24 protein-coding genes and 1 pseudogene are annotated in these 22,998 nt (G+C 62.2%); 11 read left to right on the plus strand and 14 right to left on the minus strand.

Features of this window, described 5'->3' with window-relative positions; genetic code table 11:
* Positions 1 to 98: 98 nt before the first annotated feature.
* On the minus strand, positions 99 to 392 hold the full coding sequence (locus tag KG722_RS12690; RefSeq protein WP_300998499.1) for a TM2 domain-containing protein: 294 nt from the start codon (positions 390 to 392) through the stop codon (positions 99 to 101).
* A gap of 129 nt (positions 393 to 521) precedes the next feature.
* Between KG722_RS12690 and KG722_RS12695 the strand changes: the two genes are divergently transcribed.
* Positions 522 to 758 carry a hypothetical protein gene (locus tag KG722_RS12695; RefSeq protein WP_213272161.1) on the plus strand — a complete coding sequence of 79 codons (237 nt, stop codon included), beginning with the start codon at positions 522 to 524 and terminating at the stop codon, positions 756 to 758.
* A gap of 58 nt (positions 759 to 816) precedes the next feature.
* Positions 817 to 1,317, plus strand: a complete 501-nt coding sequence (locus KG722_RS12700; RefSeq protein WP_213272163.1) for a hypothetical protein — start codon at positions 817 to 819, stop codon at positions 1,315 to 1,317.
* A 2-nt stretch (positions 1,318 to 1,319) separates the two neighbouring features.
* Here the strand turns inward: KG722_RS12700 and KG722_RS12705 are convergent, their stop codons facing one another.
* Entirely contained in the window at positions 1,320 to 1,604 is a 285-nt protein-coding gene (locus tag KG722_RS12705) for a DUF6471 domain-containing protein (RefSeq protein ID WP_213272164.1), read from the minus strand.
* Between the two features lie 95 nt (positions 1,605 to 1,699).
* Here KG722_RS12705 and KG722_RS12710 point away from each other — a divergent pair.
* The 3 genes and pseudogenes from KG722_RS12710 (at position 1,700) to KG722_RS12720 (ending at position 3,937) form a co-directional block, all read left to right on the plus strand.
* A pseudogene (locus tag KG722_RS12710) lies at positions 1,700 to 2,661 on the plus strand (IS1595 family transposase).
* Between the two features lie 309 nt (positions 2,662 to 2,970).
* On the plus strand, positions 2,971 to 3,516 hold the full coding sequence (locus tag KG722_RS12715; protein ID WP_213272166.1) for a hypothetical protein: 546 nt from the start codon (positions 2,971 to 2,973) through the stop codon (positions 3,514 to 3,516).
* 229 nt (positions 3,517 to 3,745) lie between these two features.
* A complete protein-coding gene (locus KG722_RS12720) occupies positions 3,746 to 3,937 on the plus strand; it encodes a hypothetical protein (protein WP_213272168.1) in 192 nt (63 codons plus the stop codon).
* 54 nt (positions 3,938 to 3,991) lie between these two features.
* Here the strand turns inward: KG722_RS12720 and KG722_RS15505 are convergent, their stop codons facing one another.
* From KG722_RS15505 to KG722_RS12735, 3 genes are all read right to left on the minus strand, one after another.
* On the minus strand, positions 3,992 to 4,489 hold the full coding sequence (locus tag KG722_RS15505; protein WP_213272169.1) for a GNAT family N-acetyltransferase: 498 nt from the start codon (positions 4,487 to 4,489) through the stop codon (positions 3,992 to 3,994).
* A 367-nt stretch (positions 4,490 to 4,856) separates the two neighbouring features.
* A complete protein-coding gene (locus tag KG722_RS12730) occupies positions 4,857 to 5,318 on the minus strand; it encodes a hypothetical protein (RefSeq protein ID WP_213272170.1) in 462 nt (153 codons plus the stop codon).
* A 149-nt stretch (positions 5,319 to 5,467) separates the two neighbouring features.
* Positions 5,468 to 5,833, minus strand: a complete 366-nt coding sequence (locus KG722_RS12735) for a PRC-barrel domain-containing protein (RefSeq protein ID WP_213272171.1) — start codon at positions 5,831 to 5,833, stop codon at positions 5,468 to 5,470.
* A gap of 137 nt (positions 5,834 to 5,970) precedes the next feature.
* Between KG722_RS12735 and KG722_RS12740 the strand changes: the two genes are divergently transcribed.
* Together KG722_RS12740 and KG722_RS12745 are read left to right on the plus strand one after the other, a co-directional pair.
* Positions 5,971 to 6,354, plus strand: coding sequence for a DUF1330 domain-containing protein (locus KG722_RS12740; RefSeq protein ID WP_213272172.1), 384 nt, complete (start codon positions 5,971 to 5,973; stop codon positions 6,352 to 6,354).
* 53 nt (positions 6,355 to 6,407) lie between these two features.
* Positions 6,408 to 7,265, plus strand: a complete 858-nt coding sequence (locus KG722_RS12745; RefSeq protein WP_213272173.1) for a 50S ribosomal protein L11 methyltransferase — start codon at positions 6,408 to 6,410, stop codon at positions 7,263 to 7,265.
* A gap of 159 nt (positions 7,266 to 7,424) precedes the next feature.
* Here the strand turns inward: KG722_RS12745 and KG722_RS12750 are convergent, their stop codons facing one another.
* On the minus strand, positions 7,425 to 7,607 hold the full coding sequence (locus tag KG722_RS12750; protein ID WP_213272175.1) for a hypothetical protein: 183 nt from the start codon (positions 7,605 to 7,607) through the stop codon (positions 7,425 to 7,427).
* 166 nt (positions 7,608 to 7,773) lie between these two features.
* Here KG722_RS12750 and KG722_RS12755 point away from each other — a divergent pair, with 166 nt between their 5' ends.
* The gene (locus KG722_RS12755; RefSeq protein ID WP_213272177.1) at positions 7,774 to 9,585 is read left to right on the plus strand and encodes an aminopeptidase P family protein; all 1,812 of its coding nucleotides are present in this window, start codon (positions 7,774 to 7,776) and stop codon (positions 9,583 to 9,585) included.
* Between the two features lie 80 nt (positions 9,586 to 9,665).
* Here KG722_RS12755 and KG722_RS12760 read toward each other — a convergent pair whose 3' ends face one another.
* A complete protein-coding gene (locus KG722_RS12760; protein ID WP_213272179.1) occupies positions 9,666 to 10,790 on the minus strand; it encodes an alpha-L-fucosidase in 1,125 nt (374 codons plus the stop codon).
* A 21-nt stretch (positions 10,791 to 10,811) separates the two neighbouring features.
* Positions 10,812 to 11,543: a DUF2459 domain-containing protein gene (locus KG722_RS12765; protein ID WP_213272180.1), complete on the minus strand. Its 732-nt coding sequence runs from the start codon at positions 11,541 to 11,543 to the stop codon at positions 10,812 to 10,814.
* Positions 11,544 to 11,675: 132 nt separating this feature from the next.
* Between KG722_RS12765 and KG722_RS12770 the strand changes: the two genes are divergently transcribed.
* Positions 11,676 to 13,355 carry a DNA repair protein RecN gene (locus tag KG722_RS12770; RefSeq protein ID WP_213272182.1) on the plus strand — a complete coding sequence of 560 codons (1,680 nt, stop codon included), beginning with the start codon at positions 11,676 to 11,678 and terminating at the stop codon, positions 13,353 to 13,355.
* Entirely contained in the window at positions 13,352 to 15,457 is a 2,106-nt protein-coding gene (gene ligA / locus KG722_RS12775) for an NAD-dependent DNA ligase LigA (RefSeq protein ID WP_213272183.1), read from the plus strand. Before KG722_RS12770 ends, ligA begins: the two co-directional genes overlap by 4 nt.
* A 29-nt stretch (positions 15,458 to 15,486) precedes the next feature.
* On the opposite strand, the gene KG722_RS12780 is transcribed toward ligA, so the two are convergent.
* On the minus strand, positions 15,487 to 16,320 hold the full coding sequence (locus tag KG722_RS12780) for an outer membrane protein assembly factor BamD (protein ID WP_213272184.1): 834 nt from the start codon (positions 16,318 to 16,320) through the stop codon (positions 15,487 to 15,489).
* Between the two features lie 222 nt (positions 16,321 to 16,542).
* Between KG722_RS12780 and KG722_RS12785 the strand changes: the two genes are divergently transcribed.
* Positions 16,543 to 16,983 carry a helix-turn-helix transcriptional regulator gene (locus KG722_RS12785; RefSeq protein WP_213272185.1) on the plus strand — a complete coding sequence of 147 codons (441 nt, stop codon included), beginning with the start codon at positions 16,543 to 16,545 and terminating at the stop codon, positions 16,981 to 16,983.
* A gap of 59 nt (positions 16,984 to 17,042) precedes the next feature.
* On the opposite strand, the gene lpxC is transcribed toward KG722_RS12785, so the two are convergent.
* From lpxC to KG722_RS12810, 5 genes are all read right to left on the minus strand, one after another.
* Complete coding sequence (gene lpxC / locus KG722_RS12790) at positions 17,043 to 17,954, minus strand: UDP-3-O-acyl-N-acetylglucosamine deacetylase (RefSeq protein ID WP_213272186.1); 912 nt, start codon at positions 17,952 to 17,954, stop codon at positions 17,043 to 17,045.
* Between the two features lie 289 nt (positions 17,955 to 18,243).
* Positions 18,244 to 19,716, minus strand: a complete 1,473-nt coding sequence (gene ftsZ / locus KG722_RS12795) for a cell division protein FtsZ (RefSeq protein WP_213272187.1) — start codon at positions 19,714 to 19,716, stop codon at positions 18,244 to 18,246.
* A gap of 136 nt (positions 19,717 to 19,852) precedes the next feature.
* Positions 19,853 to 21,148, minus strand: coding sequence for a cell division protein FtsA (gene ftsA / locus KG722_RS12800; protein WP_213272189.1), 1,296 nt, complete (start codon positions 21,146 to 21,148; stop codon positions 19,853 to 19,855).
* Positions 21,148 to 22,023, minus strand: a complete 876-nt coding sequence (locus KG722_RS12805) for a cell division protein FtsQ/DivIB (RefSeq protein WP_213272191.1) — start codon at positions 22,021 to 22,023, stop codon at positions 21,148 to 21,150. Before KG722_RS12805 ends, ftsA begins: the two co-directional genes overlap by 1 nt.
* Positions 22,011 to 22,919: a D-alanine--D-alanine ligase gene (locus tag KG722_RS12810; protein WP_213272193.1), complete on the minus strand. Its 909-nt coding sequence runs from the start codon at positions 22,917 to 22,919 to the stop codon at positions 22,011 to 22,013. The genes KG722_RS12805 and KG722_RS12810 overlap by 13 nt, the downstream gene beginning before the upstream one ends.
* Between the last annotated feature and the right edge of the window lie 79 nt (positions 22,920 to 22,998).

The following is a 22,998-nucleotide window of genomic DNA, read 5'->3' on the forward strand; positions in this document are numbered from 1 at the left end:
AGCCGGATCAGGAAGGATGCACCGGATCGCAACGGGCCCCGGAGCAGGGGGAACTCCGGGGCCCTTGGGGCGCAGCTGCGGGAGGAGAACAGCTGCGGTCAGTAAGCGGAGCGGCGGCGGCGCATGGCCTGGGCCGCATCGGCGCGGGCGTCTTCCATCTTCTGGTCGATGATCGCCGGGATCAGGATCAGATCGAGCAGCCACCAGACAAAGCCGATGAGGAAGAAATAGCTGATGATCTGCAGGATCGCCGTGACCGGCTTGCCAAGATAGAAACGGTGGGCCGAGATCCAGCCGAGGAAGAACCAGAGGAGATAGGCGGCGCCGGCGCTTTTCTTCTCATTGGCGGCGCGCTGCTCGATCAGGATCATGTCTTCGGTGGTGAAGGCCATCTGTTTGGCTCCTCTGCTGTCTTATCGATAATCATATAATACTCGGGGAGCGGGTTTCCAGAAGTATTTATCGAAAAACGGCAATTTTCCGGTATCATGGAGCATACTCACCATATTTGGTGATTACCGATGAATGAAGATTTTCGCCCTATAACTCGATCAATGATATTGGCCGGCGCTGATGTCCTCGCCGAGCAGTGGGGAGTGATTGGCTCAGGCCCGGCCGCTGAAGAGTTGGCAGAAGCGGTATTCAAGGCGATGCTAGAAAAATCTATCGAATCGTTGGCCTCATTCGCCAATGGCCACGAAGCGCACCCCGGCAGAAATACAAAAGGCGCTCGAAATTCAGAGAGCGGCGATAACTGATTCTTGCGCAGCATTTGACAATGGAAAAAAATGGGAGGCCCTTCGGCTAGCCACTAGCGTGTACATCCTCGTTCATGATGGCGGCAAACGGAACAAGTCATTGCTGACGCAGCTTGGTGTTCGTGACCAAATGAAATTTCTATGCAGCGGTCATCAGATCGATGACAGGAACCTTACAAGCTCTAATCCGCTCGCTATGATGCATATGAGGGCATCCGAAGATCCAATGTTCGTCCCTATTCTGGACGAACATTCTGAGCGGTATCGTTGGTCATCCTTTGGCGAATGGTGGACACGAGATGCGATATTCAGCAGCGGGTCCGGCAAGAATTTGGTTTATCGAAAGAACCTTGTTTTCAATTTGAGAAACAAGGACGGCGGAGCGCACTATGACGAAACGCTGGGTGATATAGAATACCAAGAGATGGTGCGAGGCGGTGGCTGGATGATCATTAAGGGTAACCTGCCAGAGAGAGCAATGGTTGACCTTGAGCTGGTTTCTATGCGCCAAATAGCGCACGAAGTTTTAGCGAGTATAAAGCGAGCGGGTCTCGCTTAAGCCTAGATTTCATCGTCCAGCGCGTCGATGCACTGAAGAAGAAACGCCGCAGAAAAGCCCCCCCTGCTAATTTTGTTCTCCAGTCCCCGAGCGCTTATCTCTATGCCCATGGAGTTGAGCTTGTCCGCCAGCGACTGGTAATCGTTGTCCGTCTTTTTCAGCTTGGCCCGCAAGAGTTCCTTTGCGCGCTCCTCATAATGCGCATTTATCGGCAACGCTTTGCGTTCCTGCGGCATCGGCGGCAATGCCCGCTTGGGCTTGGGCTTGGGCTTGGTTTTGACGGCCATGGGCGCCTCCAACAAAATCACCTGATTTGGTGAAATACCACTTGACGCCCTGCCGGTCCAGCCATATCTAGAAATCACCAAATATGGTGATAAATATGGCGCAGCACTTCGTTCACTCCCCGCCGCGAAAACGCTCTCGCTCGCCAAGGTTTTGCGCATGTCGGACCAGGATGCAGAGAAAGCGTTCCGCGCGATCCGCTGGGCTGAAACAGATGGCGAGCCGGTCTGTCCTGAGTGCGGTTGCCTTGAACACTACAACCTGAAGAGCCGCCCTGTCTGGAAATGCAAGGGCTGCGCAAAGCAGTTCAGCCTGACGAGCGGCACCATCTTCCACAGCCGCAAGCTGAGCCTGCGCGATATTCTCGGCGCCATCGCCATCTTCACCAACGGCGCCAAGGGATACTCCGCCCTCCAACTGTCCCGCGATCTGTGTGTTGATTACAAAACCGCTTTCGTCATGCTGCACAAGTGCCGCGAGGCGATAGCGCTGGCTCGTCAGGAAGGCGCCCTAAGCGGCAACGTTGAAGTCGATGGCGCTTACTTCGGTGGCTATGTGAAGCCCGCCAACAATCGCGCTGACCGCACAGACCGCCGCCGCAAAATCAACCAGTCTGGCAAGCGCCAGGTCATCATCGCCGTGCGTGAGCGTGAAGGCCGTACACTGACGGCCGTTGCTGCGTCGGAAGCAGAAGGCGTTGCCGTTGTCCGCGAGAACGTCGCCGCTGGCTCTACCGTCCACGCTGACGAGGCTTCGCATTGGGACAAGCTGGCGGCTCACTTCCCCATAAAGCGGATAAATCACAAGCAGCACTATTCGCATGACGGCGCCTGCACCAACCAAGCCGAGAGCTTCTTCAGCCGCGTTCGCCGCTCTGAGATCGGTATACACCACCACATCGCAGGCAAGTACCTCTCTGCCTATGCAACAGAGCTTGCATGGCGTGAGGACGCTCGCCGCGTCTCCAATGGCAACCAGTTCGCCATGCTGGTCAGCGCGGCCGCTGTTGCACCGAAGTCTGCCGCTTGGTGCGGATATTGGCAGCGCCACTCAGCCTGATGTAAAGGCAGAGGTGAATGGGATATCCCATCCATGGAAGAGAGAAAAATGGGATATTCGGTGACGGCCTGTATCGCAAAGTGCAACAAAAAGAGGACGAGAAGAACAATAACAAGAGAACAGTCAAAAGTGCGATATCATAGGAAATCCTAGATCAAGAAACGCGGCAGTTGCCACAGGCGCGAATCTAAGGCAGAAATGAAAAGAGCCCGGACGTTTAACCGCCGTCAGGCGGCCCGTCCGGGCTCAAAAATCGGGTCAACGCTTTGTCGCCAAACTGCGCGAAGACCCGTCATAGGAGCTTGATTCATGTCAGATTTTGACGATTCTGTCAACAAGATCATCGCCCTTTTGGAGCGTTCCAAAAAGGTGCACGAAGACCGCGGCGACCGCGAAAGAGCGGTTGAGCAGGCTCGCCTTGCGCAAGACCTCAGGGCCTACCAGCGAGAGTTCCATCGTTTAGAGGAATTGCTGAAACCCATTCCTGTGTATGAGGGAGAGGACCTCTCGGACCTCCCGAAGGAGCTTCGCGCAGAACTGAGTGTCTCCAAAACGGATGAACTTGAGGATCAGCTCGCCACCGTAATTAATGCGGCGGGCCGTGAGGCCGACATCGACATGATCCTTATTTACCTGTTTCGAAAATTCAACGTAGTCCAAACGCGCCGTTTTCTGCAAAACAAGCTGTACCGGATGGTTCAAAAGGGCCTGCTGTATTCCGTGCCGGGCCGTAAAGGCGTTTATTCAACCTTGAAGCCAGATGAGCCGAACGAGACCTTTGTAGATACTCCGCAACTCGGCGGGAAACAGGTTTCGTCATCGTCCACAATGGACGATGACGAAGTACCATTTTGAGGAGGTGGTCCATCATGCCGATATAACAACCCTGGTCTAAGTGGGTCTCGTACACCCGCTTAGGTCAGCAGTCGCCACCAAGGGCGGCAGGGGCTGGGGGCCTCGGCTCTCAGTCCCACCTGTCACTAACCGATGACCGCTCAGCGGACATCACAAGCACATTGTATGTGATTCATTCTTACGAATCCGTCAACCCGCTGATCGGTCGCAGTCTTCAGAAAGGAAGACGATGAAAGACCGTAAGGTAACGCCGGACATGGTGCCGGTGATCAAATTGGCACGGGTGAGGAAGTACAACTACGCGCGTATCGCTTCGTACTTCCAGATCAACCAAGGCCGGATCGCAGACGTGATGAAGGGGCGCCTGTTCCCTGAAATTCCGCCTGCGAGTGACCTGCCCTCGGACTTCCCGATGGCATAAGCAACCGGAAGGGCGGCAATGCGCCGCCCTTTTTTTGCCCTTTGGCTTGTTCGACTACGGCGCTAGTGCGGCTTCAATATCTTTGCGAGATATGAACATGTCAGTGCTTGACCTGCCTCTTGGTTTCGTTCGTTCGAAGCCTAAGCGCCGATAAAACTCGCACGTAGCCTCATCAATTGCCGTTAGCCAAAGGCAGTGAACGCCAACGTGCTGTGAAATGGCAATCGTCCTGTGAAAGGCATCCACCATCATGGTGGTGCCCAGCTTGTTGCCGCGACATTTTTCAGTGACTCCCAAATTATCGAAGTAGATACCAGGAACGTTATCGAGGTGGTATTTAATGCCCTTTTTGCGGGGAAGCGCTTGAATAGATAAACTGTATATTCCTGCAACTATATCATCGCCAGCAGTAGCAACGAATACTTTGCATTGACCCTTATCATTATGGGACAATGAGTTTCGTCGGCACCATTTGTCTATTGGTTCGAAGCCACAAAAAAATTTATTTCTGTCGTGCTTTGCGCTCAATGCTGAAATTGAGAAGGCCGTCACAGAGCACAGTTCACAGTTCTACGCGGGCACTCTAGTTAGACGCGCCATGCCATCAGCAACAAACTTCTTAAGTTCGTCATTGGCCTTGCCAGCCTCAGCGCAGCGAGCGGCAACGGCTTTCAGCTCCCTGGCTGTTAGCTTAGTTGCTTTGGGTTTCGCGCGCGAAAGAACGCGAATTTTAAGCTTAGGCTTTGCCATATTGCGCCTCCTTCCTTGGAACATGATGTGAAATACATGATATCAAGAAAGAACCTAGTCAACATCGGGTTGACAAAGGCAAAAATTTGGTGTACGAGCCACGTGCTCTTGCTCGGTTGAGCAGTGACCCGCTAAGTGAGCGCCCAAATTAGCATAAAAATTTTCGTGATCACGAACTTTGAATCCGCCAAAGCTTATACGGCCCGTTCGCATCGTGATCCGTGGTCTGCCCCACGTCTTCCAGCAGCCCCTGATTTACGCTCGCCTTGATGCACGAGCTAATGCGGCGGCGCATGGCGTTGATGGTCGTCTCGTTGGGCTCATAGCCACACTCATGCGTCCACAGCTCGGCAAGCTGGCGCGAAGTCATCGGCCCTGAGGACTCCCGCAGGGTGTTCAGAACGAACCGCTTTATGCTGCCCTTCTTGGCCCGGTTATGGTTGTTCGGCTTGCTCCTGACGATACTGGCCTTGGGGTCCAGGATCAGGATTGCCTCTGAGATGTGGTAGAGGTGGAGCGTGAGCCTCTTCACAGCCTCGCGGTGCTCCTCCAGCGCAAGGCTTAGCTCGCGCTGCTTGGCGATGAGACCTGCAACGGTCAGCTCGCGGTCAAATACGGTTTCTTGTTCCATGACGGCAATTCACCATAAAAGGTGAGTTTACGTCAAGTCACCAAATATGGTGAGTTTGCTCCATGATACCGCAATTTTCTTCGGGCGGTCCACAAAAGGAAAAAGGCGGCGGCCGAAGCCACCGCCCTGATTCCAGTTACCGGCGGGGACTATAGCCAGTAGGGCTGGACCTTGTAGTAGGTGTAGGCCGCGTCGCGGGCCGCGTGGCCGTCATTCTTGGTCAGCTCTTCGATCGAATCGGCCGGGGCCTTTTCCAGCTGTTCCTTGCTGAAGGGAACAACGTAACCTTCCTTGTCCTTGCTGTAGTCGAGGGTCGACCACGGGACGGGATGGAACTTCTCCCCCATGCCGAGGAAGCCGCCAAAGCCGACAACGGCGTAGAGGATCGAATTGTCGGTCTTGTCGAGCATCACGTCTTCGACCTTGCCGATCTTGTCGCCGGCAGTGTTGTAGACGGATGTGCCGATGGTGCGGCTGGCGGGAATAGCGGTTGTGTGTCCGGTCGTGGTGGGCATGTGAGCCTCCTCTGAGGTTGCTTGTACAATTACAACGCCTGCGGCCCGCAAAGGTTGTGTTACATATTGGTAGGGACGGCGTGACGGCGCAGGCGGGGCATGCGAGGGTCGCCGGAGAGATCGTCCGGGAGGGGACTATGAGACGAAGTGTTCAGGCGGTAGTGGCCGGGCTCATGTGCGTGCTTGCGGCTTGCACCAGCGCGCCGTTGGCGGATGTTGCGCGAGTACCCAAGGGCTATGTGATTGCGGAAATAAATGTGACAGATCCTGAGCCCTACAAGGGATATGTAGCGGCGGTGACGCCGATGGTGGCCGCCTTTGGCGGGCGCTACCTTGCGCGCGGGGGCGCCGCCGAGGGGCGGGAGGGCGCCTCGCCGGAAGGGCGCATCGTCGTGCTGGAATTTCCGAGCCTTGAGGCGGCGCGCGCCTTCTTTGACTCGCCCGAATATGCCGCGATCGCCCGCCTGCGCCACGACAATGCGGTCTCGCGCCTGATGATCGTGGAAGGCACTGCGCCTTAACCTGCCGCGGGACCGCTTCCCATTCGCGGAGCGGCCTGCTAAGCGCCGCGTCCATGTACCAGATCACGGCAAAAGGCCCGCGGGGGCCAGTGGAAACGGCATGGGAGGCGCTCGCCTGGGTGGACCCTTCGCCCGCAGGCGCGGTCGATGCCAAGGAAGATGCGCGCGGGGCCTGGCGGCTCGATGCGTTTACCGAGACGATGGAAGAGGCCGAAGAGTGCGTCGCCCTCATCGAGGAGGCCGCGCCGGAGCTGACCGCGCGGATCGAGGAGATTGTCGAGCGCGACTGGGTGACGATGTCGCTGGAAGGCCTGCCGCCGGTCAATGCCGGGCCATTTGTTGTGGCGGGCAGCCACGCGCTGACCGCGTCCTCGCCGGGCAAGATTTCCGTTCTGATCGAGGCGGGCCCGGCCTTTGGCACGGGCCATCATGGCACGACGCTGGGTTGCCTTCTGGCGCTGGCCGAAGCGCGGCGCTACCGCAAGCCGGGGCGCGTGCTCGACCTTGGCACAGGCTCAGGCGTGCTGGCGATTGCTGCGCTGAAAGTGGGCGCGGAGATGGCGTCTGGCACCGATATTGACCGGGACTCTGTGTTCGTGGCGCGCGAGAACGCCAAGAAGAACCATGTCAGCCGGTTCTTCGTGCATCACGTGCGCGGGGCGAACAATCCGGCGATCCGGCAGGCGGGGCCTTATGATACGGTGTTTGCCAATATCCTGATGAAGCCGCTGATCGGGCTTGCCGCGGAGATAGAGCAGCTCTCCGCGCCGGGGGCGACGATCATCCTGTCGGGGCTGCTCCACCATCAGGCCTCGCCGGTGCGCGCTGCCTATGAAGGGCACAAGCTCCTCTTCCAGAAGCGCATCAAGCGCGACGGCTGGTCGACGCTGATATTCCGGAAGAAGGGGTGAGGATTTCCTGAAAGTTTTACCCTCCGGCCCATCCCGGGAAGGGGATGGGCATGGAGGGGATCGCGCCGGTGCGTCGGGGGGAGGAGGGTACGCTGTCCCGGGCGATCATCAGCTGCCGTTCCGGATGGGGTACGGGCGGGCAGTAGGCGGGTGGCAGAATCAGGCGCGGGCCGCGCGGCGATCCCACCGCTCCTGGCGGCGGGCGAGGATGTTGAGGCGGACGAGCGCTGCGCGCGCGCCTTCCCGGGCAGGCTGACGGGCCGCCGCAAGGTCCATTGTCGGGCGCTGGACACTCTCGATCACCATGTCGGCGGCGGGCGAGAGGTTGATTTCGGTTTTCATTGTTAATACCTTGTTAATACTTGTTTTGCTGCGCTGCAGCAACGTCTGTGTCCGGCCTATATAGGGTGCGAGCTAAACAAAACAGTATGGAATGCGCGAAATTAGCATGCTTATTTGCATAGCTCGATTGCTTCCCGGCGGCGGCAGATGACGCTATGTAGGCGGAATGAGACAGACATTCGACATCAAGGGCGGGCCGCAGGACGGCCGGGCCCATCTTCCGCTCCTTCGCCGTGAACTTGAGCGCCAAGGCCTCGATGGCCTCTACGTGCCCCATGACGACGAATATCAGAATGAATACCTGCCTGACGCAAATGAGCGCCTGGCCTGGGTGAGCGGGTTCACCGGCTCGTTCGGCTCAGCCTTCGTGTTCACGGATAAGGCCGTGCTCTTCGCCGACGGGCGCTACACCCTTCAGGCGGGCGACCAGACCGACCCGGCACTGTTTGAGGTGGTGGGCATTCCTGACCCCGGCGCGTTTGGCTGGCTGGCGCAGCAGAGCCTCAAGGGCAAGCGCGTTGGCTATGATCCCCGCCTGATGAGCCCGAATGATGTGGCCGCGCTGGCCGCCGCCGCTGCCAAGGCAGGCGCCGAGCTGGTGGCGGTTTCGGAAAACCCGATCGATGCGGCGTGGAAAGACCGCCCGCCCCAGCCGATGGCGAAGGTTGTTCCGCACGGCGTCAAACATGCCGGCGTTGCCCATACCGACAAGCTGGAAGCGGTTGGCGCGCAGCTGGCCCGGGACGGGGCGGACGCGGCTGTGCTGACCTCACCTGCTTCGCTCGCCTGGGCGTTCAATATCCGGGGCGGGGATGTCAGCTGCACGCCGCTGCCGCTCGGCCGGGCGATCCTCAAGGCGGACGGATCTGCCGAGCTGTTCATCGATGAGGAAAAGACCGACGGCACGCTGCGCCGCCATCTTGGCAACCGCGTGACGCTCCGTCCCCTGAGCAAGCTGGAAGAGGGACTGAAGGGTCTGGCCGGCAAGACAGTGAGCCTTGACCCGGATGTGGCCTCGTCCTGGTTCTTCGATACGCTGGCGGAAACCGGCGCAAAGATCCTGCGCCAGCGTGACCCGGTGGCATTGCCGCGCGCGTGCAAGAACGCCGCCGAGATCAAGGGCACGACCGCCGCCCATGCGCGCGACGGCATTGCGCTGACGAAATTCCTGCACTGGCTGGATACCGAAGCCCAGAGCGGCGAGGTGACCGAGATTGAAACGGTGATGAAGCTCGAAGCGTTCCGCGAGGAACTCGGCAATCTCAATGATCTCTCCTTCCCGTCGATCTCCGGCGCAGGCCCGAATGGCGCGTTGCCGCACTACCGGGTGTCGACCGCCTCTGACCGCAAGCTCGAGCGTGGCTCGCTCTTCCTGATCGATTCCGGCGGCCAGTATCTCGACGGGACGACGGACGTGACCCGCACGGTGCCGATCGGCAAGCCGACCGACGAGATGCGCGCCAACTATACCCGCGTCCTCAAAGGACATATTGCGCTTGCCGCCGTCCGTTTCCCACCGGGCACGACGGGCACGCATCTTGATGTTCTGGCGCGCCATGCATTGTGGCAGGCGGGACTTGATTACCAGCATGGCACCGGGCACGGGGTGGGCGTGTATCTCGGCGTGCATGAGGGGCCGCACCGGATTGCCAAGCCCTGGAACGGCGTTCCGCTGATGCCGGGGATGATCGTGTCGAACGAGCCGGGCTTCTACAAGGCCGGCGAATACGGCATCCGCATCGAGAACCTGCAATATGTGACGCCTGCGGAGCATATTCCGGGCGGCGAGATTGCGATGCACGGCTTTGAATGCCTGACCTTTGCCCCGCTGGCCCGTGATCTGATTGACGTTAAGCTGCTCTCGAAAGAGGAACGCAAATGGGTCAATGACTACCACAAGCGCGTGCTGAAACTGCTCGGACGCAAGCTCGATGGCGAGGTCAAGGACTGGCTGAAGAAGGCCTGCGCGAAGATCTGAGGCTCAGCCAAAAGCCCACAAGAAAGACGCCTCCGGTGATGTACACCGCAGGCGTTTGGCTATCCGGGAGGAAGCGCAGATCAGGATTTCAGATGCCGGCCCAGCGCGCGCAGCGGCGTTTTCTGAAGGTCCGGGATCGAGCCATCTGCCAGCGGGCCGATATTGATCAGCAGGTTGCCGCGCTTTGAGGTGACGTCCTCATAGAGGGCGATAACCTCGTCGCTCGACATATAGTCTTCCGGGATTTCAGCGGAGTTGTAGCCAAAGCCGAGGCCAAGGCCGCGGCAGGCTTCCCATTTGTGTTCCCTGGGCACGACGCCGAGGCCGAATTCGACGCAGCGATAGTCAGCGAAGGGGGAAGGAGTTTCTGCTTGCTGTCCGCCTGCGGAGCGTTCCTTCATCGTGTCATTGAAGCCCTTCAGGGTCTCAGGATCGCGCAGGGAGTTGAAGAAGTCGTGCGCGCCGAGCCAGCGGTCATTGGTGACGCCGTCGGGCACGGCTTTGTAGTAATAGTCTAGCAGGACGGGGACATCGTCGCCATTGGGCCAGCAGATGTCGTTCCAGAAGATCGAGGGTTTGTAGCGGTCGATCAGCTCCCTGGCCTGGGCGAGGGCGTATTCGCGGTAGTCCTGCTCGGTAGGCACGGCCGCGAACATTTCGCCGAGATTGGCGATGGGAGTGTCGCGGAAGGTCCAGTCGAGTCCACCGGAATAGTAGAGGCCGAAGCGCAGGCCGCGGGCGCGCACGGCGTCTGCGAGTTCGCCGACAAAGTCGCGCTCGCTATGCCAACCGGGGCGGTGGGGGTTTTCGACTTGCGTCGGCCAGAGGCAATAGCCGTCATGATGCTTGGCGACGAAGACGCAGTGGGTGGCGCTGCATTCGACGAAGAAGTCGGCCCATTCATTGGCGTCGAATTTCTGGGAAAGGACATCGAATTCGGGACGGAAGTCCGCATACGGCTTGTTGCCGTAGAGCTCTAGATGCCGCTTTCGGGTCTCGCTACCCTCTACGCGGACGGCATTGTCATACCATTCTGAATAGGGGGTCATCACCGCGCTCATGTAATAGTCGTCGCCATGAAGCTCATGAATGGCGCGGCCGCGCGGTGCCCAGGCGGGGATGGTGAACATGCCCCAGTGGATGAAGATGCCAAGTTGGGGCCGCGCAAACCATTCCGGACAGGGGCGGCCATTTGGACCAATCACTTTCTCGTCCCCTACATTATTCTATTCGACTAGTGTTATCTCTCCGGTACGCGTCGCCGGCGGTCCTTGCAAGGGTGACGTAACGTTCCATGCAAACGGCGCGAACAGGGAACGGGGCAGGCCCGCCTTGCCGAGCGCTGCCGCCGTCCACTGGTTGCAGGTATTGAACATGCTGTAGCGGCCGGTGGCGTGGACAAGGATTTCGCCGGGAACGGTGGTCGGGATGATGCTGAGTTCGCCCTCGGCGTCCCGCTCGAACGTCTCGCGGATATGGGCGATCAGTGCGGCGCGGCCTTCATCGTCCACAGACATGGGCGCGCAGTATTCGTACACCGAAGCGCCATCGACGGGCACGATGCGTACGGCGGTGTCATTCATGCCGGCAAGCGCGCTGAGCACGCGGCCGGCGGTCATGTCCTCGGGCTGAAGCACGCGGGTGAAGAAGACAGAGTCGCCCCAGCCGAAAAGGACATAAGTGTCCGGCGGCAGCCATGTGGGGAGTTCGTCCTTGAGCTCTTCCGACCAGTTGAAGAGGGGGTCGTAAAGGGGCAGGGCGATATCGGTATGGAAGGGCGCTTCGCAGAGATAGGTAAGCGCGGTGGCCTCGGTGACCTGCTGCGCGCGGCCGCTGGACGGGAACTTGCCTGAAAGCCAGGCAGCGCCGAGATACCAGAAACACAAGATGAGCAGCGCCGCGAGCGTCAGGCCGGCTCCCTTGAGGAATGTCATGATCTGCGCGCGCTGGATGGTCACCCCGCCTCCTGAATGCATTTCCCCACGAGGGCCCGGACGCAAGGATGAGGCCAAGCCGGGTTTCTGCGCAAGCCCGCGTGTTGCGATTGAATCCGGTTGTTCCTATTTTGTTCTCATGCTATAGCGCCCCTCATGTTACTCTCCGTCTCTATCCGTGATTTCGTGCTTATCTCCCGGCTCGATCTTTCGCCGGGGGAAGGCTTCACCGCCCTGACCGGGGAAACCGGCGCGGGTAAATCGATCATTCTGGACGCCATTGCGCTAGCCCTTGGCGGGTCGGCTGATCGCGGATTTATCCGAGCGGGCGCTGATCAGGCGAGCGTCGCGGCTGAATTTGACGTGGCGCGGGATCATCCGGTGCTGGCATTGCTACAGGCGCAGGGCGTGGCGCCAGGCGAAACGCTGACCCTCAAGCGGGTCGTGCGGGCGCAAGGCCCGGCGCGCGGTTTCATCAACGACCAGCCCGTCAGCGCGGCGCTGCTGGCCGAGGCGGGCGACCTGCTGGTGGAAATCCATGGCCAGCATGCCGCCTCCAGTCTGATGCGGCCTTCCTCTCACCGGCGCCTGCTTGATCAGTTTGCGGGCAATGAGGGGCTGCTGGCCGATTGCGCGGCGTCCTGGCAGGCGCTGGAAGCGGCGCGGGCGGCACATGTGGCGCTGAAGGCCGACCAGGCGGCTGCGCGGGAAGCGCGCGAATGGCTGGAAGCCTCGGTCGAGGAACTCGAACGCCTTGCGCCCCAGGCGGGCGAGGCCGAGCGGCTTGCCGAGGAGCGGATGCGCCTGATGCAGGCCGAACGGGTGCAGGAAGCCGTGGCGGAGGCTGAAGATGCCCTCGCCAAGGGCGGCTCTGAAACTGCGCTCGGCAAGGCAGCGCGGGCGGCAGAGCGGATCTGCCGGCTGCCAGGTTTTGAGACAGGCGATAGCCCCCTGGGGCAGGCCGCGCGGGCCGCTGCTGAGGCAATCGAGCGGGCGCTGATCGAAGTGCGCGAGGCCGAGCTTGCCGTGGCGCGGCTTTCGGCTTTGCCCGAAGCGTCCGGGGATCTTGACTGCGTGGAGGCACGCCTCTTTGCGCTGCGCGCGGCGGCGCGGAAATATGGCGGGGAGGCAGAACTGCTGCCTGCCCGGCTGGAGGCGCTCCGCGCGCGGCTCAACCTTGCCGAAGCGGGCGATACCGATCTTAAAAAGGCCGCAGCGGCCGAGAGCGCAGCGCTCGCACGCTGGCACGGCGCGGCGCACAAGCTGACACAGGCACGCAAGGGCGCGGCGGGGCGGCTGGAAGCCGCGATTGCCGCCGAACTCGTGCCGCTGAAGCTTGGCCGGGCGACCATCCGTGTGGCGTTCACGCCGCTGGGCGAAGCAGAAGCGGGCGCGGCCGGGGCCGAACGGGTGGAGTTTGAAGCCGAGACCAATCCGGGCGCAGGCTTTGGCCAGCTGCGCAAGGTGGCCTCGGGCGGAGAACTGGCGCGGGTCTCGCTGGCGCTGAAATGCGCGCTGGCCGAAGCAGGCTGCGCGGGCACGCTGATCTTTGACGAGGCAGACCAGGGCGTGGGCGGGGCCGTTGCCGCCGCCATTGGTGAGCGGTTCGAGCATCTGGCGCGCACGCGGCAAGTGTTTGCGGTCACCCATAGCCCGCAGGTGGCTGCGGCGGCAGATGGGCATTTGCTGGTGGAAAAACGCGCCGAGGCTGGCGAGACCAGTCTCACCTTGCTAGATGCGTGCGAGCGGCGGGAAGAGATTGCCCGCATGCTGTCCGGCGCGGAAGTCACCGATGAGGCGCGCGCCGCGGCAGGGAGGTTGATGGAGGATGCATGAGCGGGGACAAGCCAGTCGAGGCGCTGAACGAGGCAGAGGCAGCGGCGGAACTGGAGCGGCTCGCCCGGGTAATAACCGACGCCGACGCGGCCTATTACCAGAATGATGCGCCCGAGCTCACTGACGCCGAATATGACGCTTTGCGCCAGCGAAACCTTGCCATCGAGGCACGCTTCCCGGCGCTGAAGCGGGAAGACTCACCGACCGACCGGGTGGGCGCCGAAGCCGGGGACGGCTTTGCCAAGGCGCGCCACGGCGCGCCGATGCTTTCGCTCGACAATGCGTTCACGGATGAAGACGTGGCCGACTTTGCCGTCCGCATCCGGCGGTTCCTGGGGCTGCCGCCAGAGGAAAAGGTCGCTTTTACCGCCGAGCCCAAGATTGACGGGCTTTCGCTGAGCCTGACCTATGAAAACGGAAAACTGATGCGCGCGGCAACGCGCGGCGACGGGCAGACTGGCGAGGACGTAACCGCGAACGCTCGTACACTGGGCGACATTCCGGTCAAGCTGAAGGGCAAGGCCTGGCCTGAGCGGATCGAGGTGCGCGGGGAGGTCTATATGGCCAAATCCGCCTTTGCCGAACTCAATGCGCGGGAAGCCGAAGCCGGGCGCAAGACGTTTGCCAATCCGCGCAACGCCGCGGCCGGCAGCCTGCGCCAGCTTGATGTCGAGATTACCAGATCGCGTCCTTTGCGTTTTTTCGCTTATGCCTGGGCGGCGGCAAGCGAGCCCTTTGCGCAGACACAGTTTGACGCGGTCAAGGACTTTTCCGATTGGGGCTTCGTTACCAATCCCCGCATGATCCGTATCGAGACGGTTGAGGAGGTCCTCTCCTACTATGCGGAGATAGAGGCTCAGCGCGCGGGACTTGAGTACGATATCGACGGAGTGGTCTACAAGGTCGACCGGCTGGACTGGCAGCAGCGCCTCGGCTTTGTCAGCCGCGCGCCGCGCTGGGCGATTGCACACAAGTTTCCGGCCGAAAAGGCGGTTACCACGCTGCTTGGCATAGATATTCAGGTCGGGCGGACGGGCTCGTTGACCCCTGTGGCGCGGCTTGAGCCGGTCACGGTCGGCGGGGTCGTCGTCTCCAACGCGACGCTGCACAATGAAGACGAGATTGCCCGCCTTGGCGTGAAGCCTGGCGACAAGGTCGAGATCCAGCGGGCCGGGGACGTGATCCCGCAGGTGTTGCGTGTGGTTGAAGTCGGGCAGGGCGCGCCTTGGGCGATGCCGGATGTGTGCCCGGTCTGCGGGTCTGCGGCAGTACGCGAGATTGATGACGCGGGCCGCGCCGATGTGCGCCGGCGGTGTGCCGGCGGGCTCATCTGCGCCGCGCAGGCGGTCGAGCGGCTGAAGCATTTTGTCTCGCGCAAGGCGCTCGACATTGACGGGCTTGGCGAGAAGCAGGTCAGTCTTTTCCATGAAAAGGGTGTTCTGAGAGCGCCGCAGGATATCTTCCGCCTGAAGAAGAATATAGAGGCCGCCGGCCTGCCGCCGCTGGAGGAGTGGGAAGGCTTCGGCGCCCAGTCTGCGAAGAAGCTCTACAGCGCGATTGATGCACGCCGGAAAGTGCCGTTTGCACGCTTCCTGAACGGGCTTGGCATCCGCTATGTGGGCCAGACGACGTCGTCCCAGTTCGCGCGCAGTTTCCTCAGCTGGCAGAGCTTCTGGTCGGCGGTGAAGGCTGCTGAAGAAGGCGGGGTTGAGAGCGAGGCGTATAACGAGCTGATCGGCATTGATGGCATCGGCCAGGCGGCCGCGCGGTCGCTGATGGCGTTCGAGGGCGAGCCGCACAACAGGGAAATGCTGGCCGCGCTTCTGGAAGCGGTCGAGGTGGAGGACGAGATCCCCGCCGTGACCGGCAGCCCGGTGACGGGCAAGACGGTGGTGTTCACTGGCACACTGGAGAAGATGACGCGCGATGAAGCCAAGGCGCGGGCGAGCGGGCTGGGCGCAAAGGTCGCCGGGTCTGTTTCGGCCAAGACCGATATCGTGATTGCGGGACCGGGCGCGGGGTCGAAGCTTGCCAAGGCCGAGCAGCTCGGCCTGACCGTGATGACCGAAGACGAATGGCTCGCCCTGATCGGGGAGGCCTGAAGCGGCAAGCCGGGCAGGGCGCCGGCGGCTTATCTGCCGCCGGGGATCATCCGCTGGAGGAAGGTCCGGCGCGTTGTCTCGTCAACCGCTTCGGGGTCGAGCCCCTCTTTGGTCAGGAGACGGTAGCTCGCGTCGTACCAGTCGCTGCCCGGATAGTTGTAGCCGAGCGTTGCACCCGCCACGAGGGCCTGGTCGCGCAGGCCGAGTGTCAGATAGGCTTCGACGAGGCGGTGGAGCGCTTCTTCCGAGTGGGACGTGGTCTGATAGTCGGTCACCACCTTGCGGAAGCGGTTGACGGCCGAGAGCGTCTGGTTGGAGCGCAGGTACCAGCGGCCGATGGTCATTTCCTTGCCGGCGAGCTGGTCATTGACCATGTCGAGCTTGACGCGCGCGTCGCGGGCATACTCGCTTTCCGGGAAGCGGCGGATGACTTCGAGCAGGGCGTTGCGGGCACTCTCGGTGGTCGCCTGGTCGCGGCCGACATCGGTGATCTGGTCGAAATGGTTCAGCGCGATCAGATAATAGGCGTATTCGGCTTCAGAGCCGCCCGGATGCAGGGAGAGATAGCGCTGCGCCCCGGAGATCGAGCTCGTATAGTCGCGCGAGCGGTAGGAGACATACGCCGACATCACCATCGAGCGGCGGGCCCATTCCGAATAGGGGTGCTGGCGCTCGACTTCCTCGAACAGGAGTTTGGCGCGCGGATAGTCGCGCCGGTCAAGCCGCTCGGCCGCCTGATTGTAGAGCTGCTCCACAGGGCGCTCGACATAGGCAAGTTCCGGGTTCCGGCGGTTGGAAGCGCAGGCCGTGACCAGCAGGGCACTGGCGAGGATCACGAGGGGAAGGGGCGTCAGTTTCGGCATTCAGTGCGGCCTCGCGCTGTCGGAATGGTTCTCCAGATTGATTAGACCGGAATGCGCGGGGTTTCCAAGGCCGTTTGTCATCTCCAGCACGCAGGGGCGTTTGCGGCATTGCCCTTGTTCTCGCGGTGCTGCGCCCTAATTCCCCGAAGACATCGAGTGCGGTCCTTGCGCTGTGCCGCCGAGGCCCTTGTTGGAAACAGATTGGCGGAGACTGGACTTCCCATGAGACCGATCAAACTGAGTGATGCAAATCTCGTGGACCGGCAGGTTGGCGAGCGGATGCGCCGACGGCGCATTCTCCTGGGGCTGACCCAGGACCAGGTGGCCGACGCCCTGGGCATTTCCTATCAGCAGATCCAGAAATACGAGACCGGCGCCAACCGCATCAGCGCGGGGCGCCTGGCGCAGATTGCCGAAGTCCTGGAAGTCCAGCCCGGCTGGTTCTTCGGAGCGGTCGAGGCGGCGGATGCCCCGGCGAGTTCCTCGCGGGCAGTGATTGAGCTCGTGCGCAATTTCGCGCGGATCGAGGATGAACGCGTGCGGGCGCATCTCACCGCGCTGATCCGGTCGCTTACCGGGCAAGCGGAGTTGGAGCAGTCCGCAGGGGATGGGACGCAAGATCTGCGGCCGCATACCAATGGCAGCATCAGCGGTCAGGCCTGAAGCTGTCAGGCCAGAAGCGGCATGGTCTTACGCTTTAAATTTCTGAATTTAAAGGAAAATCAGACGGCGACGCGAATGCTTTCGGCCGCTTCAACCGGCTGTCCGGCCTCTTCCCAGCACCAAGCCGACGGATTGGCGAGCAGGGCGCGCACGAGCTTATTGTTGATGCCATGGCCGGGCTGGACAGCGTCATACGCCCCGGCAATCGGCGCGCCGGCGAGCATCAGGTCACCCACCGCATCGAGCATCTTGTGGCGGATGAACTCGTCTTCGACGCGCAGGCCTTCGGGGTTCATGATACCGTCTTCGCCGATGACAACAGCGTTTTCGAGCGAGCCGCCACGGGCAAGGCCCATCGAGCGGAGCATGTCGACATCGCGGGCAAAACCGAACGTGCGGGCAAAGGCGAGATCGCGGGCAAAACTGCCGGGCACGAGGCGCAGGGCCATCTGCTGAACGCCGATGGTCTGGTCGGTGTATTCGATGCGGGCGCGCATGGTGAGGCTGTCATCGGCCACAGGTGAGAGGGAGGCGCGCTTGGGGCCTTCCACGACTTCGACGCGCTCCAGAACGCGGATGCGGCGGCGAAGGGCGCTCTGGGCCTTGAGGCCGGCCAGCATCATTATTTCGTAGAAGACCGAGGAGGAGCCATCCATGATGGGAACTTCGGCGGCGTCGATCTCGATTATGAGGTTGTCAATGCCGAGGCCGGCAATGGCGGCGAGCAGGTGTTCAACAACGGCAATGGAGACGCCGTGTTCATTGGTGATCGTGGTGCCGAGCTGGGTGTCGCTTACGGTTTCGGCATGGGCGAGGACCCGGCCCTTGCGGTTCTCCACATCGGTACGCCGGAACACAATCCCTGTGTTTACAGGGGCCGGGCGCAGGGTCAGGCGGGCGCGGATGCCACTGTGCACGCCGACGCCAGCGCAGCTGACGGCTTTTGCGAGGGTGTGTTGCATGTCGGCCATGACGTATCGCACCTGACTGCGGCTGCACCTGTCGCAGCCTTCGGGTTCCATTTGGCAAGGGTGGGGGAAAGCATCAAAACACGGGATGTTGCGTGTTGTTACAGGATGGGGCTGTGGAGGGAGTTATAGCTCTGAAATATATGGATATTTCATTGTAACAGAGGCTGTCGCAAACGGGTCACACCCGCGCCAAAACTGACAAATCAGGGGACACATCCGGCCACTTCCGGCCAAAACGGGACACGCCCGGACAGGGCCGGGCGTGGGAGGGTCAATTTACATGAGACGCTCAGTTGTTGGCTGACCGGCGCAGAAAGGCCGGGATTTCCAGATCGGCGTCGTCGAACGGGGCCGGCTTGGGATGGTCGTCCGGGGAGGTGACAATCTGGCTCGGCACGGCTGGGACGTCGGCGGTGTCGTTCTGGCCCTGAGGGGGCGGGCGGCGCCAGCCGAAGAGGTTGGCAAAGCCCGCCGGGCGGTCTGCCGCCGGGGCTTCCTTGCGGTCGGAGAAGACGGCCGGCATCTCTGCGGGCTCTTCCTCTTCTTCTCCAGATTCGGCCTCGGGTTCAGCCGCGGCCAGGACGGGACGGGCAGGCTGAGGACGCGTGATCACGACCGGGCGGTCCTCGTCATTGTCTTCGGCGGCGGTGGCGGGTTCGGCCTCCTGCGCGTCGGCAGCGGCGTCGGCTTCGATCAGGCGCTCAAGCATTTCCTCGACACCGGCGACGGGGTGGGCGGCAGCGGGCACCTCTTCGACCGGGGCGGCGACCGGCTGGCGGACGCTGACAGTGGCAGGCTGGGCGGCGGGCAGGCGGCGGGCGGCTTCGTCGAGACCGGCAGCGACCACGGAAACACGGATGCGGCCTTCCAGTTCGGTGTCGAAGGCCGAGCCGATGATGATGTTGGCTTCGGGGTCTGCCTCGCGGCGGATCTCGTTGGCGGCTTCATCGAGTTCGAACAGGGTCATGTCATACCCGCCGGTGATATTGATCAGCACGCCTTTGGCGCCGCGGATCGTGACATCGTCGAGCAGCGGATTGTCGATGGCGGCGCGGGCGGCGTCGAGCGCGCGGGTTTCGCCGGTGGCTTCGCCCATGCCCATCAGGGCGGTCCCCATGCCGCGCATGATGGCGCCAACGTCTGCGAAGTCGAGATTGATGAGGCCCGGCATGACGATGAGATCGGTGATGCCGCGCACGCCGTTGTAAAGCACGTCATCGGCCATGCGGAAGGCGTCGGCAAAGGTGGTGCGGTCATTGGCGACGCGGAAGAGGTTCTGGTTGGGCACCACGATCATCGTGTCGACATGGCTGCGGATTCGCGCGAGGCCGTCCTCGGCAAGCTTCATCCGGTGGGTGCCTTCAAAGCCGAAGGGCTTGGTGACGACGGCGATGGTGAGGATGCCGAGTTCCTGGGCGGCGCGGGCGATGACCGGCGCTGCGCCGGTGCCGGTACCACCGCCCATGCCCGCGGCGATGAAAACCATATGGGCGCCGTCAAGGTGCAGGCGGATTTCCTCCAGCGACTCTTCAGCTGCGCGGGCGCCGATTTCAGGACGCGCACCGGCGCCGAGGCCGCCGGTTGTCTCAAGGCCGAGCTGCAACTTCATGTCGGCGCGGGACCGGGCGAGGGCCTGAGCATCGGTGTTGGCAACGACGAACTCGACACCCTGAAGGTTGGCTTCGATCATGTTGTTGACGGCGTTGCCGCCAGCCCCGCCTACGCCAAAGACAACGATTTTGGGTCTGAGTTCCTGGGTCATCGTGCGCCTGTTCTCACAATTTCGCGTCCCGCCGGACCGTATGAGGCTCCACCATCGCGTGGCGGGCCTAAAAAACGCTTAAGTGAACGTGGAGAACGCCAGAAACTTTTCAGGGAAACTTTCCCGGGAATTTTCCCTAGAAGTTTTCCTTCAGCCAGCGCAGCGCTGTGTTCACCAAAGTGCCCGATCCGGCAGCATCCTCTGTTGATGCAACGCCAGCCCGCGCAGCATCTGCAAACCCCAACTCCGGATAGAGTATCAGGCCCGAGGCGGTGGAGAAAGCCGGTGTTGCCAGTGCCTCGCCCAGAAATTCGGCGATGACCGGTTTGCCGAGGCGCACCGGCGCGCGCAGGTAGCGGCTGGCGACCTCCCGGATGCCGGGCAGCTGGCTAGCCCCGCCTGTCAGCACGACGCGGTGGGGGAGGACCTTGCGCACATCACTTGTCTCCAGAAGCTGGGCGACAAGCTCGAACGTCTCTTCGATGCGCGGGGCAATGATGCGGGCAATCTCGCCGCGCTCGGTGCGGGTGGCATGCAGGCGGCCATCATCACCGAGGCGGGCGGCCTCGACGCGCTCGGCAAGGCCGGGGCCTTCAAGATCTGCGGTGCCAAAAACGGTCTTGATGCGCTCGGCGGCTGCAAAGGTGGTGCCAAGGCCCTGGGCAAGGTCTGCAGTGACATGCTGGCCGCCGGCGGGCACAAGGCCGAGCCAGGCGGGCGCGCCATTGAGGAAGACCGAGACAGCGGTCACGCCGGCGCCCATGTCGATGCAGATCGTGCCATTCTCAAGCTCGTCCTCGATCAGCGTGCCAAGGCCTGAGGCGATGGGGGAGGGGACAAGCCGCGTGATGCCCAGATGGGCCCGGCCGACGCATTCGATCAGGTTGCGCACAATTGATCTGGGCGCAGTGATCACCGCCATGCGGACATGCAGCGTGTTGGCAATCATGCCGACGGGCTGGCGGACGCGGCCGGCGGCGCGGTCGATGGTGTAGACCACGGGCCAGGCGGCGAGCACTTCGGAATTCTTCTGCGGCACCCGGGCAATCGCCTGGGCATGCAGGCGGCGCACATCGCGCTGGGTGACCGGGCGTCCGCCCGGCTCGATCTGGGCTTCCACCAGGCAGGAGACAACATGCGGGCCGCTGACGCCGAGGATGACTTCGCTGATCGGCTCGCCTGCTTCGCGCTCGGCGTCTTCAACGGCCACGCGGATGGTGCGTTCCAGGCCTTCCATGTCGGAGATGCCTGCGCCGGAATAGCCGCGCGTCTGCTGGCGGCCGGTGCCGAGGATCTGCATGCGGCGCGGGCCCGACCCATCAGGGCGTCCGATGAGGCAGGTGGTTTTCGAGCAGCCGATATCAAGCGCGGCCAAGGTGCCGGCGCGCTGGCTCTGGAGGCGGGCGAGGCGTTTGGCCGAGAGGTTTGCCATCAGGTGCGCTCACCGGCCGGGGTGAGGGGGCTGGCGAGTTTTGCCTCTTCGGAGACGCGCAGATAGACGCGGCCGCGCGAGCGCAGGTCGATCATGTCGAGCGGGCGCTGGGTGAGGGCGGTGCGCACCTGCAGCTTGGCGAGGCGGTCCATGGCGGGCTCGAGCGCTTCATCTTCGGGCAGTCGAACCGTCACGCCACTGACGAAACGCATGTCCCAGCGGCGCTCGCCCACACGGGTGGCAACAGCGACGCGGTCGCTTATGTCGGGCGCAGCGGCGAGGGCGCGGGTGAGCTGCGGGGCCGCTTCGGGCGCGCCGAGACCAGCCAGGCGCAGGAGGTGGCCATGATCATCTGCCCTGGCATCGGGCAGGATGCGGCCGAGGCCGTCGACGACTTTCCAGTCGCGCCCGTCATGCCAGAGGGCGACCGGTTCAGCCGCTTCAGCGAGGATCACGACCTGACCGGGCCAGAGACGGTGTACACGGACGTTGAGGACGTTCTTGGTAGCTTCGACGCGGCGGCGGATGACATAGGGGTCGGCGCGGAACATGTTCTCGCCCGGCTCGATCATCGCGGCGGCGCGCACTTCATCGGCCAGCGCAGGGTTCAGCTCCAGGCCAATCACGGAGACCGAGCGCACGTCCACGCCGGCAAGACGGGCGGTATCATCCATGAAACCGCCAAAGCGCGAACCGATCTGCGACATCGATCCCCCCATCCAGGCGGCGGTGGCGACAAGGATGGCAACCAGCAGCACGATGCCGAAAATCACCGATGAAACGCGCACTTCCTCCCCGGTGGTTTCGTCGATGATCGTGGCGGGCGGTGCGCGGCGGCGGCCGGGAACGGTCTGGTTGCGCTCTATCTTTGGCATGAGGCGTCCTCGATCATCCAGGCGACGAGGTCCTCGAATGCCATGCCCATATGCGCGGCCTGCTCGGGAACGAGCGAGGTCGGCGTCATGCCGGGCTGGGTATTTGTCTCGAGGATCACGAGCCGGTCCTTCTCTTCATCATAGCGGAAGTCAGACCGTGTCGCTCCGCGGCAGCCAAGGGCCTGATGCGCAACGAGCGCGGCGTCCATTGCCGCTTTCGTTACCTGCGCGGGCAGCTCTGCCGGGATCACATGCCTTGATCCACCAGCTGCGTATTTTGCATCAAAGTCGTAATAGTCCCTTAAGGTCGTGATCTCGGTGACGGCGAGGGCCCGGTCGCCAAGGACCGCGACGGTCAGCTCGCGGCCGGGGATGTATTCTTCGGCCATCAGATAGTCGCCATAACGCCAGTTCGGGCCGGTCAGTTCCCGGGGTGGGCGGTTGGTGCCCTCGCGCACGATCAGCACGCCGAAGCTGGAGCCTTCATTCACCGGCTTGATGACATAGGGTGGGGGCAGGGCATGGGACGCGGCGGCCTCGGCGCGGGTGACGCGCTTGTCGGCGGCCACATCGAGACCGGCGCCGCGATAGACGGCTTTCGATTTGAGCTTGTCCATGGCCAGGGCAGACGCGAGCACGCCGGAATGGGAGTAGGGGATGCCCATCACCTCCAGCACGCCCTGGACGCAGCCATCCTCGCCCCAGGGGCCATGCAGGCCGTTGAGCACCACATCGGGCTTTGCGGCGGCGAGCTGGGCGGCGAGGTCGCGGGTCACGTCGATCTCGGCAACGTCATAGCCGGCCTTGCGGGCGGCAGCGGCCATCTGCTGGCCGGAAGACAAGGAGACAGGCCGTTCCGAAGACCAGCCGCCATAGATCACTGCTACCCGTTTCATGGGAAATTCCTTCTGCCGCCTGCTGCCGCGCTTTGCCTCTGTTGATGAAGTGATGCGGTGAACAGCGACTTAAGACGCG

The sequence above is a fragment of the Hyphomonas sp. genome, assembly GCF_018402285.1.
In the GTDB taxonomy this organism is placed as follows: domain Bacteria; phylum Pseudomonadota; class Alphaproteobacteria; order Caulobacterales; family Hyphomonadaceae; genus Hyphomonas.